The organism is Cupriavidus sp. SK-3 (assembly GCF_000611145.1).
Classification (GTDB): Bacteria; Pseudomonadota; Gammaproteobacteria; order Burkholderiales; family Burkholderiaceae; genus Cupriavidus.
In genome coordinates this window covers 15,738-31,825 of the sequence record NZ_JFJV02000032.1, presented here as the reverse complement: position 1 = coordinate 31,825, position 16,088 = coordinate 15,738, and the positions used below count along the sequence as shown (strand labels likewise).

The 16,088-nt window shown below is 63.5% G+C and carries 13 protein-coding genes and 1 pseudogene; 4 read left to right on the top strand and 10 right to left on the bottom strand.

The features are described from left to right. Positions 1-489: 489 nt before the first annotated feature. The 3 genes from CF70_RS03280 to cmk form a co-directional block, all read right to left on the bottom strand. Positions 490-984, bottom strand: coding sequence for an integration host factor subunit beta (locus tag CF70_RS03280; RefSeq protein ID WP_200876685.1), 495 nt, complete (start codon positions 982-984; stop codon positions 490-492). Positions 985-1,010: 26 nt separating this feature from the next. Then, positions 1,011-2,705: a 30S ribosomal protein S1 gene (rpsA, locus tag CF70_RS03275; RefSeq protein ID WP_035860300.1), complete on the bottom strand. Its 1,695-nt coding sequence runs from the start codon at positions 2,703-2,705 to the stop codon at positions 1,011-1,013. Positions 2,706-2,852: 147 nt separating this feature from the next. Continuing rightward, positions 2,853-3,515 (bottom strand): (d)CMP kinase, encoded by a 663-nt coding sequence (gene cmk, locus CF70_RS03270; protein ID WP_035860297.1) that lies wholly within the window; start codon positions 3,513-3,515, stop codon positions 2,853-2,855. A 132-nt stretch (positions 3,516-3,647) separates the two neighbouring features. Here cmk and CF70_RS03265 point away from each other — a divergent pair, with 132 nt between their 5' ends. After that, entirely contained in the window at positions 3,648-3,875 is a 228-nt protein-coding gene (locus CF70_RS03265; protein WP_035860294.1) for a DUF2061 domain-containing protein, read from the top strand. On the opposite strand, the gene aroA is transcribed toward CF70_RS03265, so the two are convergent. From aroA to gyrA, 7 genes and pseudogenes are all read right to left on the bottom strand, one after another. Beyond that, entirely contained in the window at positions 3,876-5,186 is a 1,311-nt protein-coding gene (gene aroA, locus CF70_RS03260) for a 3-phosphoshikimate 1-carboxyvinyltransferase (RefSeq protein ID WP_035860289.1), read from the bottom strand. Positions 5,187-5,269: 83 nt separating this feature from the next. Continuing rightward, positions 5,270-6,178 carry a prephenate dehydrogenase gene (locus CF70_RS03255; protein WP_035860284.1) on the bottom strand — a complete coding sequence of 303 codons (909 nt, stop codon included), beginning with the start codon at positions 6,176-6,178 and terminating at the stop codon, positions 5,270-5,272. A 109-nt stretch (positions 6,179-6,287) separates the two neighbouring features. Further along, positions 6,288-7,422 (bottom strand): annotated as a pseudogene (hisC, locus tag CF70_RS03250) (histidinol-phosphate transaminase). 91 nt (positions 7,423-7,513) lie between these two features. Continuing rightward, entirely contained in the window at positions 7,514-8,653 is a 1,140-nt protein-coding gene (pheA, locus tag CF70_RS03245; protein WP_035860282.1) for a prephenate dehydratase, read from the bottom strand. Between the two features lie 99 nt (positions 8,654-8,752). Further along, the gene (gene serC, locus CF70_RS03240) at positions 8,753-9,913 is read right to left on the bottom strand and encodes a 3-phosphoserine/phosphohydroxythreonine transaminase (protein ID WP_035860280.1); all 1,161 of its coding nucleotides are present in this window, start codon (positions 9,911-9,913) and stop codon (positions 8,753-8,755) included. A gap of 122 nt (positions 9,914-10,035) precedes the next feature. After that, positions 10,036-10,599 (bottom strand): DUF2059 domain-containing protein, encoded by a 564-nt coding sequence (locus CF70_RS03235; protein ID WP_035860275.1) that lies wholly within the window; start codon positions 10,597-10,599, stop codon positions 10,036-10,038. Positions 10,600-10,680: 81 nt separating this feature from the next. Next, positions 10,681-13,377 carry a DNA gyrase subunit A gene (gene gyrA / locus CF70_RS03230; RefSeq protein ID WP_035860272.1) on the bottom strand — a complete coding sequence of 899 codons (2,697 nt, stop codon included), beginning with the start codon at positions 13,375-13,377 and terminating at the stop codon, positions 10,681-10,683. Positions 13,378-13,834: 457 nt separating this feature from the next. On the opposite strand from gyrA, the gene ompA reads away from it, so the two are divergent. The 3 genes from ompA to gph all read left to right on the top strand — a co-directional run bounded on the left by ompA (position 13,835) and on the right by gph (position 16,025). Next, positions 13,835-14,491: an outer membrane protein OmpA gene (gene ompA, locus CF70_RS03225; RefSeq protein WP_035860269.1), complete on the top strand. Its 657-nt coding sequence runs from the start codon at positions 13,835-13,837 to the stop codon at positions 14,489-14,491. 110 nt (positions 14,492-14,601) lie between these two features. Continuing rightward, a complete protein-coding gene (gene ubiG / locus CF70_RS03220; RefSeq protein ID WP_035860267.1) occupies positions 14,602-15,351 on the top strand; it encodes a bifunctional 2-polyprenyl-6-hydroxyphenol methylase/3-demethylubiquinol 3-O-methyltransferase UbiG in 750 nt (249 codons plus the stop codon). A 2-nt stretch (positions 15,352-15,353) separates the two neighbouring features. Then, positions 15,354-16,025 carry a phosphoglycolate phosphatase gene (gene gph / locus CF70_RS03215; protein ID WP_035860265.1) on the top strand — a complete coding sequence of 224 codons (672 nt, stop codon included), beginning with the start codon at positions 15,354-15,356 and terminating at the stop codon, positions 16,023-16,025. Positions 16,026-16,088: the final 63 nt, after the last annotated feature.

The window sequence follows — 16,088 nt, the reverse complement described above, 5'->3', positions numbered from 1 at the left end:
CAGTCCATCCGGACCGGTTTGAATGCTATGTGGCATCCATACAACAAACTCCGTTGCATAGCCACCCGCGCCTCCGTGGAGGGCGTTTACAGAGAACTCGCCCAAAGGCGAGTGTCCCCACCCTTGGGCAATGGCTGGAAATCCATCCAGCAAAAAGCAAGCTGCAAATCCGGCCGGTATTCTGGCCTTCCTCGCAACGTTCTAGACTCCCCCCTGGCTGTTCGGCCTGGTTCGTCTAAGCAAGAAATGGTTGGGATTGGACAGTTCGGGCCGAAACCCTCCCCTTGTCCCAACAAGGTCGATGCTCCTTACGTTGGAGCTACCCGGACACGATAGTGCGTGTCGCACGATTCCCGGCATTGTAGCGGAATCGCCTCGTACTAACGGTAACGGCTTGTATGCCGCAAGCATGCCGCAATAATGAAAAAGCGCCCCGATCAGGGGCGCTTTTTCGACTATCCAGTCACATCACGAGTCAAACACAGCGATTCAGGAACGGGCCAGTTTCAGCCCGCCATCGTCATGCAAGGCGCTGCCGGCAACAACGGCCGGCTTCGCCTGGGCAGGCGCGCTCGGATGAGACGCGCCAGCCGCGGCGCCATGGCCATTGCCATTGGCACCGCCATTGCCATTGCCACCGTGACTGCCGATGGCGCTGGCCCCCGTACCGCCGCCGCCAACGGCCTGCGGCAGCGCCGGGCTGCGATCAACTCGTTCACGCAACTCCTTGCCCGCCTTGAAGTGCGGCACCCGTTTCTCGGGCACCAGCACTCTTTCGCCGGACTTGGGATTGCGCCCTACGCGCGGCGGACGCCGGTTCAGGCCAAAACTGCCGAATCCACGAATCTCGATACGGTGGCCATCGGCCAGCGCTTCGGACATCGCATCGAGGATCGTCTTCACCGAGATGTCCGCATCCCGCAGCAGCAACTGCGGGAACCGGGCAGCCAGTTTTTCGACAAGCTCGGACTTGGTCATGGGCATCCGCTAGCAGGCGTAAGAACCGATGCTTACTGGTTGTCCTGGCCGAGCTTGGCCTTCAGCAGCGCGCCCAGGTTGGTCGTGCCAGCCGTGCCGGTGTCAGCGGCGAACTTTTGCATCGCTTCTTGCTGCTCGACGTTGTCCTTGGCCTTGATCGACAGGTTGATGTTGCGCGACTTGCGGTCCACATTCACCACCAGGGCGGTGATCTGCTCGCCTTCCTTCAGCACGTTGCGGGCATCTTCCACGCGGTCAGCCGAGATTTCGGATGCGCGCAGGTAGCCTTCGACGTCGTCAGCCAGTTGCACAACAGCGCCCTTGGCATCAACCGACTTGATCGTGCCATTGACCAGGGAACCCTTGTCGTTGGCCGAGATGAAGTTGTTGAACGGATCGCCCGACAGCTGCTTGATACCCAGCGAGATGCGTTCCTTGTCGACGTCGATGCCCAGAACCACGGCTTCCACTTCGTCGCCCTTCTTGTACTTGCGCACGGCTTCTTCGCCGGTTTCTTGCCAGGACAGGTCGGACAGGTGCACCAGGCCGTCGATGCCACCGGGCAGGCCGATGAACACGCCGAAGTCGGTGATCGACTTGATCTGGCCGCCCAGCTTGTCGCCCTTCTTGTGGTTACGGCTGAAATCGTCCCACGGATTGGCCTTGCACTGCTTCATGCCCAGGCTGATACGACGCTTGTCTTCGTCGATATCCAGAACCATGACTTCGACTTCGTCGCCCAGCTGGACAACCTTCGAAGGAGCCACGTTCTTGTTGGTCCAGTCCATTTCGGAAACGTGGACCAGGCCTTCGATGCCGGCTTCGATTTCAACGAACGCGCCGTAGTCGGTCAGGTTGGTCACCTTGCCGAACAGGCGGGTGCTTTGCGGGTAGCGACGCGAGATGCCGACCCACGGATCTTCGCCCAGTTGCTTCACGCCCAGCGAGACGCGGTTCTTCTCTTGGTCGAACTTGAGGATCTTGGCGGTGATTTCCTGGCCAACCGACAGCACTTCGCTCGGGTGACGCACACGACGCCATGCCAGGTCGGTAATGTGCAGCAGGCCGTCGATGCCACCCAGGTCCACGAATGCGCCGTAGTCCGTGATGTTCTTGACGATACCGTTGACGATGGCGCCTTCCTTCAGGGTTTCCATCAGCTTCTGGCGCTCTTCGCCCAGGGTCGCTTCCACAACGGCGCGGCGCGACAGCACCACGTTGTTGCGCTTGCGGTCCAGCTTGATGACCTTGAATTCCAGGGTCTTGCCTTCGTACGGCGTGGTGTCCTTGATCGGACGCACGTCGACCAGCGAGCCCGGCAGGAACGCGCGGATGCCGTTGACCATGACGGTCAGGCCGCCCTTGACCTTGCCCGTGACCGTGCCCGAGATGATTTCGCCGTCTTCCAGCGCCTTCTCGAGGTTCAGCCACGATGCCAGGCGCTTGGCCTTGTCGCGGGACAGGATGGTGTCGCCATAGCCGTTCTCGAGCGCGTCGATGGCCACGGAGACGTAGTCGCCGGCCTGCACTTCGAGTTCGCCCTGGTCGTTCAGGAACTCCTCCACCGGCACAAAGGCTTCCGATTTGAGGCCGGCGTTGACGACCACGAAATTGTGGTCGATGCGCACGACTTCAGCGGAAATCACTTCGCCAGCCTTCATATTGGAGCGGGCGACGGATTCCTCGAACAGTGCGGCAAAGGATTCGTTAGTTTGCAGGTCGGACATAAACTTGAGTATCAATCCGCAGTACTCGGGCCGGCGCGAGGATCGCGCTCAGTCTGCACCGGGCAGCGGGGTCAGGTTGAACAACACCGGCAGGTCTGCGCATGCAGGCACTACCGGCACTTCGGTGCGGCGGGCACGATGCGCGGGTCAGCAACCCGGCGCGGCGTACCACTGCAGCACCTGCGCCACCGCCTGATCCACCGTCATGTCGGAGGTATCGAGCAAGTGCGCATCCTGTGCGGGACGCAGCGGCGCGGCCGTGCGGGTACGATCCCGCTGGTCGCGCGACTCAAGGTCTCGCAAAAGGTCTTCGATATTAGCAGAAATTCCCTTATCAATCAATTGTTTATAGCGCCTGCGAGCGCGCGCTTCGACACTTGCGGTCAGGAATACCTTCAGGCGGGCATCGGGGAAAATCACCGTGCCCATGTCGCGGCCGTCGGCAACCAGGCCCGGCAGCTTGCGAAAGCCGCGCTGCAGCGCCGTCAGGGCGTCGCGAACCGACTGGTGGACGGCAATGGCCGACGCCCGGTTGCCGGTCGCTTCCGCGCGGATGGCCAGGCTGACCTCTTCGCCGCTCAGCCAGACCCGATCGGGGCCGAACTTGACATCGAGGCGGCCTGCCAGCTTTGCGAGCCCCTCCACATCCTGTACGTCAATGCCCACACGCTCGCTGGCAAGCGCGACCAGGCGGTACAGCGCACCGCTATCCAGCAGATGGAAGCTGAGTGCGTCCGCCACCTTGTGCGCTACGGTGCCCTTACCGGAGGCAGTGGGCCCGTCGATTGTGATGACGTCGACGATAGTCATTATTTATTGAAACAGAAAATAATATTGATTTCTTAAATCAATTGAGAATCATTACCATGCAATCCATGGCGGGCAGCCCTGCAAATGGCAGGCGCCCCGGGCAGTCAAGACAACTCCGCGAGGCAATCTACCATGGCTAAGACCCTGTCGTTCGGCATCATGCACGTTGGCATTGCCTTTGGCATCACTTACGCGCTGACCGGCAACCTGGCCGTCAGCGGCGCCGTGACCTTCATCGAACCGGCAGTCAATACTGTGGCGCATTACTTCTTCGACCGCTACTGGGACAGGCGCGAACGCCGCGACGAAGGCGCGCCCGCCATCCCCGGCGAGGAGTCCCGCCCGATGCTGGCAGTGTGATCAGCGCACCACCGCCGCAAACGCGTCGAAGTAGTCCGGGAACGTCTTGGCCACGCAGCCAGGATCGTTGATGCGCACCGGCAACGGGCCGAAGGCGGCCAGCGAAAAGCACATGGCCATGCGGTGATCGTCATAGGTGTCGATGCCAGCGGCCGGCGTCTTCCACGCGGTTTGGGCCGGTGGCGTCACCTTCAGGTAATCCGCCCCCTCCTCCACCTCGACACCCAACTTGCGCAATTCCGTGGCCATGGCACTGATGCGGTCGGTTTCCTTGACCCGCCAGCTCGCGATATTGGTAAGCGTGGTCGTGCCCTCGGCAAACAACGCCGCTACCGCCAGCGTCATGGCAGCGTCCGGGATATGGTTGCAATCCAGCTCGATGCCGTGCAGGCGGCCATCGTCGTGCCCGGTACCGCGGACCTCGATCCAGTTGGCGCCCGCCATCACGTTGGCGCCCATGCGGTTGAGCGCCTCGGCAAACTTGACGTCGCCCTGGATGCTCGACATGCCCACGCCCTCCACCCGTAACGGACCGCCGCCAATAGCGCCGGCTGCCAGGAAGTAGGATGCCGAGGAGGCATCGCCTTCCACGAAGATCTCACCGGGCGAACGGTAGGCCGAACGCGCCGGCAGGATGAAACGCGACCAGCCTTCGCGCCTGACGTCAATGCCGAAGCGCGCCAGCAGGTTCAGCGTGATCTCGACGTAGGGCTTGGAGATCAACTCCCCGACGACCTCGATCTCGATGGTGTCGCCTGGCGCATCGGCCAGCGGCAGGGTCATCAGCAGCGCCGTCAGAAACTGGCTGGAAACGTCGCCGCGCACGCGGATCGGTGCGTCGATGCGGATCTGCGCGGGCGATATCTGCAGGGGCGGATAACCCTCGGTACCAAGGTAGTCGACGTGGGCGCCAATCTGCCGCAGGCCATCGACAAGATCGCCGATCGGGCGCTCATGCATACGGGGCACGCCCGACAGCCTGTAGCTTCCACCCTGCAGCGCCAGTGCCGCGGTCAGCGGGCGAATGGCGGTACCCGCGTTGCCCATGAACAGTTCGGCCGCCTTGTTCGGGAAGTTGCCGGCCACGCCGCGCACCACGCAAGCGCCATCTTCCTGGCGCCACGCCACACCCAGCGTACGCAGCGCCTGCAACATCACCCGCGTATCGTCGGAGTCGAGCAAATCGCAGACGCGGGTCTCGCCGTCCGCGAGCGCCGCCAGCAGCAGCACACGGTTGGAGATGCTCTTGGAGCCCGGCAGGCGAACAGTGCCCGAGGCGCGAGTGAAAGGACCAAGCGTGAGATGTTCCATGATTTGCATGCTAGTTGGCCGGCCGCTCTTTATGAAGGGCGGGCCGCACCGTTGGTGACCTGATGACTTCGCGACGCGAGCGTTCAGGGCTCGACGTTGACAGCGGGTGCACGCTGCGCGCCCCATTGCTGGCGCGCCTGGCTGGCGCGCTGGAAGATGCGCTCCAGCCCCTCGCCGTTGCTGTTTTCTATCAGCGTCTTCAAATGCGCCAGCATCGCCTGGTAAGTGGTCAACTCGCTCAGCATCGCCTCCCGGTTGCCAACGCAGATATCACGCCACATCTCCGGCGAGGACGCCGCGATACGGGTGAAATCGCGAAAGCCGCCGCCGGCGAAGTCGAGCTTCAGCGCCGCGTCCTCGGCATTGGCCACCTGGGCCACCAGCGCGTAGGACAGCAGGTGTGGCAGGTGGCTGACCGCGGCAAACACGGCATCGTGCTGCACGGCGGACATCACGAAGCAATCGGCACCGGCGGTCTCCCACATGGCGCGCACGGCAGCCACGTCGGTGCGGGCGTTTTCCTGCAGCGGGCACAATACGACCTTCTTGCTGGCATAGAGATCGGCCAGCGCGGCTTCCACGCCGTTCAGCTCGCGGCCCGCGATGGGATGGGCGGGCACGAACTGCGCCGCCTTGTCGCCCAGCGCGGTCTTGGCCGCCATGATGACGTCGGACTTGGTGCTGCCGGCGTCGGTAACGATGGTGGCCGGCTCGAGATGCGGCTCAAGTGCATGGAGCAGCGCAAAGGTCTGCGCCACCGGAGCGCAAAGCACGATGACGTTGGCGCCCTTGGCAGCCTCCTCCAGCGTCGCGGCTTCGTCGATCACGCCGAGCTTGAGGGCGCGCTCCAGCGAGGCCTGCGAGCGGCCTACGCCGACCACCGTGCCGACCGCCCCCGCACGCTTGAGCGCGAGCGCCAGCGAGCCGCCGATCAGGCCGACCCCGACTATAACGACACGGGAAAAATAAGGAACGGACGCAGGAACGGTCACGGGGATACGCTGCCAGGCAAGGAAGTTCGGGAATCCGGCATTGTATCTCGTCTACGCCGGGCAACGGCGCCGCCAGTTGCGGCGGCACCAGCCGGCGAAGGCGCTGCGCCTACTTGAGCGCCCGTTCCAGCGCGGCGATGAAGGCCGCGTTTTCCTCAGGCAGGCCGATGGTCACGCGCAGCCATTGCGGCAGGTTGTAGTTGCCCACCGGACGCACGATCACGCCCTGCCTGAGCAGCGCCAGGTTGACGCGCGCGCCGGCGCCGTCGTCCTGGCCCACGCGCACCAGCACGAAATTGCCTGAAGATGGCACGTACTGCAGGCCGATCCGGTCGAAGGCCGCCACCAGTTGTGCCTTGCCGGCACGGTTGAGTTCCGCGCTGCGCTGCAGGAAGGCCGTGTCGGCCAGCGCCGCCACCGCCGCGGCCTGCGCCAGGCTGTTGACGTTGAAAGGCTGGCGGATGCGGTTGAGCAGGTCGGTCAGCGCCGACTGCGCGACCGCATAGCCGATGCGCAGGCCGGCCAGCCCATAAGCCTTGGAGAAGGTGCGCGAAACCAGCAGGTTCGGATACTTGCGGACCCACGCCACCGAATCGTACTGCTGCGCGTCATCCAGGTATTCGTTGTAAGCCTCGTCCAGCACCACCACGACATCGGCCGGCACCTTGGCCAGGAACGCCTCGATGGCGGCCGCCCGCCGGGAGGGGGCCCGCCGGCAGGAAGGTGCCGGTCGGGTTGTTCGGGTTGGCGATAAAGATCAGGCGCGTATCCGGCACGATGGCGGCGGCCATGGCGTCGAGATCGTGCCCATAGTCTCGGGCCTTGACCTCGATGGCGCGCGCGCCGATTTCCTGCGTGGCCAGCGCATACACCGCAAAGGAATGCTCGGCGTAGATGACCGACTCGCCCGGCTTCACCAGCGCGTGCGCGGCGATTTCCAGGATGTCGTTGCTGCCGTTGCCCAGCGTGAGCCAGTCGGCCGGTACATCGAAACGGGCCGACAAGACAGCCTTCAGTTCGAAACCGTTGGCATCGGGGTAGCGGCCCAGGTCGGCGACGGCGGCGGCGATGGCCGTCCTGGCCGACTCGGGCATGCCGAGCGGGTTCTCGTTCGAGGCCAGCTTGACGATGGCGGACTCGTCCAGGCCGAATTCGCGCGCCACTTCGGAAATCGGCTTGCCCGCCACGTACGGAGAGATCGCCCGCACATACTCGGGACCGAACTGCTTGCCTTGCTCTGCCATCCTGGCTCCTTGGTGATCGTCTTTCGCGGATCGCGATCCGCGATCGCCGATCCGTTCTTCAGCCTGGCTGCCGCCCGGGCGGCAAGCCTTGCTATCGGCTGGACGGGTATGAACCCAGCACTTTGAAGTACGCCGCGTTACGGCGGAGTTCTTCCAGTGCCCGCGCCACCGAGGCATCGTGCTGGTGGCCTTCCACGTCGACGTAGAAGTAGTACTCCCACGCGCCGCTGCGCGCCGGGCGCGACTCGAAGCGGCACATCGACACGCCGTTGTCGGCCAGCGGCGCGAGCAACTGGTAGACCGCGCCAGCCTTGTTGGGCACCGACAGGATCATCGAGGTCTGGTCACTGCCCGAGGGCTCGGTCTCGTAGCGCCCGATCACCGCGAACCGCGTGCGGTTGTGCGGATCGTCCTGGATGTGCGTGCGCACCAGATGCAGGTGATAGCGATTGGCGGCGGACTCGCCGGCGATGGCCGCCACGGTGGGATCTTCGCTGGCCATGCGCGCCGCTTCCGCATTGCTCGATACGGCCTGGCGCTCCAGATGCGGGTAGTTGGCCGTTAGCCAGTGCTGGCACTGCGCCAGCGCCTGCGCGTGCGCGCGCACCACGGTCACGCCTTTCATGTCCGGCGACGACGCCATCAGGTTGTGATGCACCTTCAGCGCGATTTCGCCGCTGATTTTCAGCGAGGTCTGCAGGAACAGGTCCAGCGTGCGGGACACCGCGCCCTCGGTGGAATTCTCCACCGGCACCACGCCGTACTCCACGGTGCCGGCTTCCACCGCGCGGAACACCTCGTCGATGCTCGGGCACGGCACGCCGCTCACCTCGTGGCCGAAATGCGCATACAGCGCCTGCTCCGAGAACGTGCCAGCGGGCCCCAGGAAAGCAACTTCAAGCGGCTTTTCCAGGCCGCGGCAGGCGGACATCACCTCGCGCCAGATCGCCGCCACGCTGTCGTCGAGCAGCGGGCCGGGATTGGCGCCCTGCACCTTGCGAATCACCTGCAGTTCGCGTTCCGGACGGAACACCGGCGCGCCATACTTCTTCTTGACCTCGCCCACATCGAGGGCGAGTTGCGCGCGGCGATTCAACATTGCGAGCAGTTCGCGGTCCAGCTTGTCGATCTGCTCGCGCAACGGCGTCAACTCGACGCCCAGCGCCTTCTCGGCCGCGCCATTGTCCGGCTGCGCCTCCTCCTGCGCGATGTCTTTGTCTTGATTTGTCATTGTATGAATCCGCTACGCCACGTCATTGCGAAGTGGCCCTGGAAAAAACCGAATCGGCACTGGGCGGCAGCGCCAGGAGACGCCGCCGCAAACGAAGGATCAGGCCGCGGTGCGCTCGAAGTCGCGCATGTACTCGATCAGGGCGGCGACGCCCTCGAGCGGCATGGCGTTGTAGAAGCTGGCGCGCATGCCGCCGACGGACTTGTGGCCCTTGAGCTGTACCAGCCCCCTGGCGCGCGCACCGGCCAGGAAGGCATCGTTGCGCGATTCGTCAGCCAGGAAGAACGGCACATTCATGCGCGAGCGGCAGCTCGGATCGATATCGTTGCGGTAGAACGCGCTCTGATCCAGGAACTCATAAAACGCGTGCGCCTTGGCGATATTGCGTTGCTCGATCGCATCCACGCCGCCCTGCGCCTTGAGCCACTTGAAGACCAGCCCGGCGATGTAAATGGAATAGGTCGGCGGCGTGTTGTACATCGAGTCATGCTCGGCCACCAGGCGCCAGTTGAAGGCGGTGGGGCAAAGCGGATGCGCATGGCCCAGCAGGTCTTCGCGCACGATCACGATGGTCAGGCCGGCCGGCCCGATATTCTTCTGCGCGCCGCCGTAGGCCACCTGCACGCGCGACCAGTCGACCGGGCGCGACAGGATATGGCTGGAGACGTCGGCCACCACCACCGGCCCGCCATCGCGGTGCTGGCCGATGTCGGGCACGTCCTGGAACTCGACACCGACGATGGTCTCGTTGGTGCACAGGTGTACATAGGCGGCATCGTCCGACAGCTTCCAGTCGGACACATCCGGGATACGCACGAATTTTTGCGCAGTGCTGGAGGCCGCGATATTGACCTCGCCATAGCGGCGCGCCTCCTGCTCGGACTTCACCGACCAAGTGCCGGTGACAACGAAGTCCGCCTTGGGGCGTTCCGCGTTCAGGCGAGACATCAGGTTGAGCGGCACGATGCCGTTCTCGCCAATGGCACCACCCTGCAGGAACAGGATGCGGAATTCTTTCGGCACATGCAGCAACTCGCGCAGGTTCGCCAGCGCTTCTGCCTGGATCCCCTCGAACTCCCGGCTGCGGTGGCTCATCTCCATCACCGAGACCCCGGTACCGTGCCAGGACAGCATCTCGTCGGCTGCCTGCAGCAACACTTCGGTCGGCAGGGCCGCCGGACCGGGCGAGAAGTTATAGACACGCTCGGCCACGGCGCGCTGCATCATGGCGGCAAGTGCTGGATTCTGGGGTTCGTTCATGGATCGGGATGGAAATGAAAAATGGCTGCCGGTGTTACCCAAGCAGCCATTATCCATCAAACCCGCGCCAGATAGGGGAGCCGGGGATAGTGCCCCGTACGCCCCACCGGCTCGCCGGCGAATTACTTCGAAGCGGCGGCGATTTCCTTCTCGGCTGCGTCGCGCATCGACTTGCCAACCTGCGGGCCGTACTTCTGCATCATCGAGCCCCAGATTTCCTGCGTAGCCTTGCCTTGGTTCGCCATGAACTTCTGGCCCGTGGGCGACTTCAGGAACGTGGTCAGATCCTTGATTTCCTGAGCGCTGTAGTACTTGGCGAAGGCGTCGTAGTGGGCCTTCATGGCGTCGCTCTTGAAGCCATCGGTGGTGAACGCCGTACCGGCGCCGTCCACCATGCGCTGCACGGCGCCATTTTTCTTGAGCTTGTCGACGGCGGCTTGCTTCTGCTTGTCGTTGAGCGTCTTGTTCTCGACCAGTACCTGCTCCAGAACCATGGGCGCTTCCTGCTTGGCGCCCTGCTGCCAGTTCTCGGCCTGGCCCTTGACGGCCTGGTCGGCCTGCATCACGGTCAGGAGCTCCTTGATGGCAGCGGTCTTGTCCGCATCCTGGGCATGCGCCGCGTTGGCCAGCATCATGGCCGGCACGAAGGCAGCCAGAACAGCGATACGTCGATAGGTTTTGAACATTGTGACTCCCTGGTAAATATGTCCGTTTTAGTCCCGCGGCCGGCAATCGAGTTCCGGCTATCGGGTCAATGTTGCAACAACTTACGAATTGGATCCCGTGTCAGGGGTGCCAGCCTCGGTGCCGTCCTGCGCACCTGCCGCCGGCTCTCCCTCGGCAGCAGCATCGGCCCCATCGAGTTCGTCACCCGCCACACCGTTGTCGGCGTCGCTTTCGACGATTCGCTGCAGGCCGGACAGCTTGGTGCCTTCGTCCACGTTGATCAGGGTCACGCCTTGCGTGGCGCGGCCCATCTCGCGGATTTCAGATACGCGCGTACGGATCAGCACACCGCCGGTCGTGATCAGCATGATCTCGTCTTCCGGCGACACTAGCGCGGCAGCCACCACCCGGCCATTGCGCTCGCTGGTCTGGATCGCAATCATGCCCTTGGTGCCCCGGCCGTGTCGAGTGTACTCGGCGATCGGGGTACGCTTGCCATAGCCATTTTCGGTGGCGGTCAGCACGCTGCCCACCGCTACGTCCTGCTCGCTGGTCTCGGCCGGTGCCACCAGCATGGCGATCACGGTCTGGCTTTCTTCCAGGTTCATGCCGCGCACGCCGCGCGCCTGCCGGCCCATCGGGCGCACATCGTTTTCATCGAAGCGCACTGCCTTGCCGGAGTCCGAGAACAGCATCACATCGTGCTGGCCATCCGTGACAGCCGCGCCGATCAGGTAGTCGCCCTCGTCGAGATCGACAGCGATGATGCCGGCCTTGCGCGGGTTGGAGAACTCGGTCAGCGCCGTCTTCTTCACGGTGCCGCGCGCGGTGCCCATGAAGATGAAATGCTCGGCGTCAAACTGGCGCACCGGCAGGATGACGTTGATCTTCTCGCCGTCAGACAGCGGGAACATATTGACGATCGGCCTGCCGCGCGAGTTGCGCGACCCCTGCGGCACCTCGTACACCTTCAGCCAGTACAGCCGGCCGCGGTTCGAGAAGCACAGGATGTAGTCGTGCGTGTTGGCGACGAACAGCGTGTCGATCCAGTCGTCTTCCTTGGTGGCGGTCGCCAGCTTGCCTCGCCCGCCGCGCTTCTGCGCCCGGTACTCGGAGATCGGCTGGCTCTTCATATAGCCGCTGTGCGACAGCGTGACCACCATGTCCTGCGGCGTGATCAGGTCCTCGGTATCCAGCTCGGTCGCATTGAGCTCGATATGCGAGCGGCGCAGGTCGCCGAACTCCGCGCGGATGGCGGTCAGCTCGTCGGTGATGATGGTACTGATGCGCTCCGGCCGGGACAGGATATCGAGCAGGTCGGAGATGACCGCCATGACGTCGCGGTATTCCTGGACGATCTTGTCCTGCTCCAGGCCCGTCAGGCGCTGCAGGCGCATCTGCAGGATTTCCTGGGCCTGCGAGTCGGACAGGCGGTACAGGCCGTCGCCCTGCATGCCGAAGATGGCAGGCAGGCCGTCGGGGCGGTAGGAAGCGCGGCCGCCCGGCGTGTCGCCTTCGGCGCGTGCCAGCATCTCGCGCACCAGGCTCGAATCCCACGCCTTCGCCATCAGCCCTTGCTTGGCGATGGGCGGCGTCGGCGCTGCCTTGATGATGGCAATGAACTCGTCGATATTGGCCAGCGCGACCGCCAGGCCTTCCAGCACGTGGCCACGCTCGCGCGCCTTGCGCAGCTCGAACACGGTGCGGCGGGTGACGACCTCGCGCCGGTGCGACAGGAAGCACTCCAGCATCTGGCGCAGGTTCAGCAGGCGCGGCTGGCCGTCGACCAGCGCCACCATGTTCATGCCGAAGGTATCCTGCAGCTGGGTGTGCTTGTAGAGGTTGTTCAGCACCACCTCTGGCACTTCGTTGCGCTTGAGTTCGATCACCACGCGCATGCCGGACTTGTCGGACTCGTCTCGGATATCCGAGATGCCTTCGACCTTCTTGTCCGTCACCAGCTCGGCAATGCGCTCCAGCAAGGTGCGCTTGTTGACCTGGTAGGGCAGCTCGTCGACGATGATCGCCTGGCGCTGGCCACGATCGATATCCTCGAAGTGCGTCTTGGCGCGCATGACGACGCGGCCACGGCCGGTGCGGTAGCCTTCGCGCACGCCCTGGATGCCATAGATAATGCCCGCGGTCGGGAAATCCGGCGCCGGAATCAGCTCGATCAGCTCGTCGACCGTGGCTTGCGGATTGCGCAGCAGGTGCAGGCAGCCGTCGACCACTTCGTTGAGGTTGTGCGGCGGGATATTGGTGGCCATGCCCACCGCGATACCCGACGATCCATTAATCAGCAGATTAGGGATGCGCGCCGGCAGAATCAGCGGCTCATTCTCCGAGCCGTCATAATTCGGCCCGAAATCGACAGTTTCCTTATCGATATCGAGCAACATCTCGTGGGCGATCTTGGACAGGCGGATTTCGGTATAACGCATGGCTGCCGCGTTATCCCCGTCCACCGATCCGAAATTACCCTGGCCATCGACCAGCATGTAGCGCAGGGAGAAATTCTGCGCCATGCGCACGATCGTATCGTATACAGCAGTGTCGCCGTGAGGGTGATACTTACCGATCACATCCCCTACGATACGCGCCGATTTCTTGTACGGCCGGTTCCAGTCGTTGTTAAGCTCATGCATCGCATAGAGCACACGCCGATGTACCGGCTTCAAGCCATCCCGGACATCGGGAAGCGCGCGCCCTACGATCACGCTCATTGCGTAATCGAGATAAGAGCGGCGCATTTCCTCTTCGAGGGAGACCGGAAGGGTTTCTTTGGCGAATTGATCCATTGCGGCGTGGGTTATCCGGCGAATTTAAACAGAAGGCACCCAGGTGAATCACCATTCGCCAAGCGGCGTCCGGCAGTAGGGCAACGTGGCATTCTAACATGCGCGGCTGCCCTCCCCCGCAGCCGCCTGCCCCCCCTCCAAAGGGCCTTTGGCGACGCCGGGAAACGACGGGAAATGCCGCGGCGAAAATCCTGCAAGCCCGGCCAGACAAGGGTTTGCGGGCATCGCAAGAGCCATGTTGCACAAACACCACAGGCCCAAAACCCATTGGTGGAATCGAATATATTTACTTCTTAGGAAACGACCCTTGTGGCACAATTCCCCAGCGAAGAGCCAGACATTGTTCGAAGTGGAGCATACACCGCATCGAGAATGTTATACTCCGAAGAATGTATGACTTGTTTCCGTCCATTTGCTCGCAGTAACCCTGCGGTGATCTCATCCTGAGAGGAGAAATATGAAAAAATTTGCCAAGCTCGCGCTCGTTGCAGCTACCGCAGTAATGGCTGCATCCGCTCAAGCCCAGTCCGTCCCCTACGAAAAGAAGGCTGTGAACGATAACTGGGGCAACGGTACGAGCGAGTACGTGTGGAAGAACGGCACGAACGAGCTCTGCTGGCGCGACAGTTCGTGGACCCCGGCCACCGCCAACGCACTGTGCGACGGCGCCCTGGCTCCGGCGGCCGCTCCGGCAGCACCGCCCGCAGCGGTTGCTCCTCCGGTTGTTTCCAGCGAAAAGGTCACTTTCGCTGCTGACACCCTGTTCGACTTCGACAAGGCTGTCCTGAAGCCGGAAGGCAAGGCCAAGCTGGACGACCTGACCTCCAAGCTGTCCGGCATCACCCTGGAAGTGATTATCGCAGTTGGCCACACCGACTCGTTCGGTTCGGACAAGTACAACGATCGCCTGTCGATCCGTCGTGCTGAAGCCGTCAAGGCCTATCTGGTCAGCAAGGGCGTGGAAGCCAACCGTGTGTACACGGAAGGCAAGGGCAAGCGTCAGCTGAAGGTTGACCCGAAGTCGTGCAAGGGCAACCGCAAGGCGCAGATCGCCTGCCAGCAGCCGAACCGCCGCGTGGAAGTCGAAGTGGTCGGCACCCGCAGCGCACGTTAATCGGATCCTTTCCGATGAAGAAAAGCCCAGCGCGAGCTGGGCTTTTTTTTTGATACAGTGGCTGCATACTTTCCGCTCTCGCGCCGCCGCCTGGCCGCGCGCCAAAATCCATGACGCAGATCTCCCCTCCACACCATCCCACCGTTGAAACCACCCAGCTCGGCAGGAATGCCGATGCCCGCGAAATCGACAAATTCAGCGAGCTGGCCCACCGCTGGTGGGACCCGGAGAGCGAGTTCAAGCCGCTGCACGAACTCAATCCCTTGCGGCTCGGCTGGATCGACGGCATTGCCGCGCTCGAGGGCAAGCAGGTGGTCGACATTGGCTGCGGGGGCGGCATCCTCGCCGAAAGCATGGCGCGAACCGGCGCCACGGTGCGGGGCATCGACTTGTCCACCAAGGCGCTCAAGGTCGCCGACCTGCACAGCCTGGAGTCAGGTGTCCCGGTGACCTATGAAGAAATCGCTGCCGAGGCGCTGGCTGCCCGCATGCCTGCCGGCTTTGACGTAGTGACCTGCATGGAAATGCTGGAGCACGTGCCGGACCCGCAGTCGATCGTGCGAGCCTGCGCAACCCTGGTACGGCCGGGCGGGCATGTGTTCTGCTCCACCATCAATCGCAATTTCAAGGCCTATATGCTGGCCGTGGTCGGCGCCGAGTACGTACTCAGGATGTTGCCGCGCGGCACGCACGACTACGACAAGTTCATCACGCCGTCGGAACTCGCGCGCTATGCGCGCAATGCCGGGCTTGAACTCGTCGAGATGCGCGGCATGAGCTACAACCCGCTGACCCAGGTCTACTCGCTGGGCAAGGACACCGATGTGAATTACCTGATGGCGTTTCGCCGCCCCGCCTGAATATGCGCACCTACGACGCAGTCTTCTTCGATCTCGACGGCACCCTTGCCGACACGGCCCCGGATCTGGCCGCGGCAGCCAACCGGCTGGTCACCGAGCATGGCCTCCCTCCCGTGGCGTATGAGCAACTCCGCCCGGTCGCTTCGCACGGCGCCCGTGGACTGATCGGCGCCGCCTTTGGCAAAAGCCCGGCCGACCCTGAGTTTCCCGACCTGCGAGACACGTTCCTGGACTATTACGAGGCCGACATCGCGGTGCATACGCGCCTGTTCGACGGCATGGCCGAGGTCCTGGACGCGCTGGAAACCGCCGGCATCCGCTGGGGCATCGTCACCAACAAAATCACCCGCTTCACCGCGCCGCTCGTCGCCGCCATCGGCCTGGCGCCCCGCGCCTCGGCGGTGGTCAGCGGCGATACCACGGCGCACGCCAAGCCCCACCCGGCACCGCTGCTCCACGCGGCTGACATCAGCGGCGTGGCGCCCGAACGCTGCGTGTATGTCGGCGACGACCTGCGCGACATCCAGGCAGGCAAGGCCGCCGGCATGATCACGATCACCGCCGCCTATGGCTACTGTGGCGATGGAGAACCGCCCGAGGCATGGGGCGCCGACTACCTGGTGCGCCACCCGAGCGAGTTGATCGCGCTGCTGACACCGGCAGCAGCGCGCTGAGGCCAGAAAGGCTCCCGGGGAACCCGCCAACACTTCGGGCCTCCAACAGAGTACAATCTCAGT